The 1,036-nt window shown below is 55.1% G+C and carries 2 protein-coding genes; both read right to left on the minus strand.

The genetic code is table 11. The features are described 5' to 3' along the window. Positions 1-207: 207 nt before the first annotated feature. A complete protein-coding gene (locus J5224_RS29775; protein ID WP_264628665.1) occupies positions 208-609 on the minus strand; it encodes an ExbD/TolR family protein in 402 nt (133 codons plus the stop codon). A gap of 13 nt (positions 610-622) precedes the next feature. Further along, on the minus strand, positions 623-1,036 hold a 414-nt coding region (locus tag J5224_RS29780; RefSeq protein WP_264628666.1), incomplete at its 5' end, for a MotA/TolQ/ExbB proton channel family protein.

Here is a 1,036-nt window from a genome sequence, read left to right on the forward strand (position 1 = left end):
CAATAAGGAAACACCTTTCATTATCACTTCCTGTTTGACGGACAAGGAGCAAAGCGGTTGCACCACGCTTTGCTCAAACTGACTGCCCTGATGAATAGCCGGAAATACCGCTCACTCTACTGGAGGGGCAGCAAAACACAACAGGCAGATGACTGAAATCGAGTCTCGGCAGGCTTCTGTTTATGCTCAGTTAGGCATATTGAGGGGTTAGCGTGCCGTCACAATCGCCACCTTGCTAATGCCCGCGCGCTCAATACTGACCAGTGATTTTGCCACCAGGCCATAATTTACCGTTTCACTGGCGCGCAGTTGTACTTGAAGGCGTTCATTTTCGCTACGCGCCGCGAGCAGTCGCGATTCCAACTGTTCAAGGGGCAGCGGCGTCTGTGCAACGAATAACTGGCCGTTATCATCGATACTGACCACCAGCGGCTGCTGCGTATCGGGCGGTGCGGTGGCCGCTGTTTTCGGCAAATTGACCGGCACGGCGTTGGTGAGCAACGGCGCGGTGACAATAAACACCACCAGCAGTACCAGCATCACATCCACCAGAGGCGTGACATTGATTTCGCTTTGCAATTCCGATGTAGAGTGGGGAGAAAATGCCATGGTAGTGCTCCTGTCAGGACTGTGATGCGAGCTGAGTCGCGGGTGTCAGGCTGAAGCCGTTCTTTTGCACCACATTGTAAAAATCGTGGGCGAAGTTATCCAAACGGGCGACGGCGTTTTTTACCCGACGCAAAAAGTACGTGTATCCCAGTTCCGCAGGAACCGCGACGGCGATACCAATCCCGGTAGCCAGTAAGGCAGAACCGACCGGACCGGCGACGGTTTCCAGACTGGCACTGCCTGCCTGGCTGATACTCTGCAACGCTTCCATGATGCCCCACACGGTGCCAAACAGGCCGATAAACGGCGAAATGGATCCAATGGATGCCATCAAGGCCAGACCGGCTTCCAGCCGTTGGCTCTCGCGTTGAATTTGATGCCGCAGGGCGCGCGCGAAGCGGTCTTGAAAATCGATGGACTGCGCCAG

Source organism: Candidatus Symbiopectobacterium sp. NZEC135, from assembly GCF_025962695.1.

Excerpts from the sequence above, each read along its gene's own strand:
- J5224_RS29775 (WP_264628665.1), bottom strand. The coding sequence starts at position 609 with ATGGCATTTTCTCCCCACTCTACATCGGAATTGCAAAGCGAAATCAAT.